The sequence below is a fragment of the Stenotrophomonas maltophilia group sp. RNC7 genome, assembly GCF_030910085.1.
In the GTDB taxonomy this organism is placed as follows: Bacteria; Pseudomonadota; Gammaproteobacteria; order Xanthomonadales; family Xanthomonadaceae; genus Stenotrophomonas; species Stenotrophomonas sepilia.
This window is the reverse complement of sequence record NZ_JAVFVN010000600.1, coordinates 1-342: the sequence shown is the minus strand read 5'-3', so window position 1 is coordinate 342 and position 342 is coordinate 1. Positions and strand designations below refer to the sequence as shown.

Genomic DNA, 342 nt, shown 5'->3' with positions numbered 1-342 from the left:
TATTAATGTTTAATCTCGCTGTAAGCATAGTCTTAGCTACTTCTATATTTTTACTTGAACTTGTCATTATTATTGTAACCGAAGCCACACCAAATGCTGCTAATAGTGCTGCGATTGTTAAATTACTCTCCAAAAAGTTTTGCGTAAAATTATTAATACTGGTTTTATTAACTAAACCAATTGTAATAAATACAATTAAAGTAGGTATACCGTAAATTTCTAATATTTCGCACCCTTTGGATGATTTCCAGAAGCTCAAAAGTATGTTTTTTGTTTTTTTTAACATATTTTAATCACTCACTCTCAATATTACCACCTTGTAAAACAATATTACTTAAATAC

The 342-nt window shown here is 28.1% G+C and carries 1 protein-coding gene; it reads right to left on the bottom strand.

Going from position 1 to position 342, the window contains the following annotated elements:
* A partial coding sequence (locus RCF13_RS11655) for a hypothetical protein (RefSeq protein ID WP_308141194.1) occupies positions 1 to 286 on the bottom strand: 286 nt, incomplete at its 3' end.
* Positions 287 to 342: the final 56 nt, after the last annotated feature.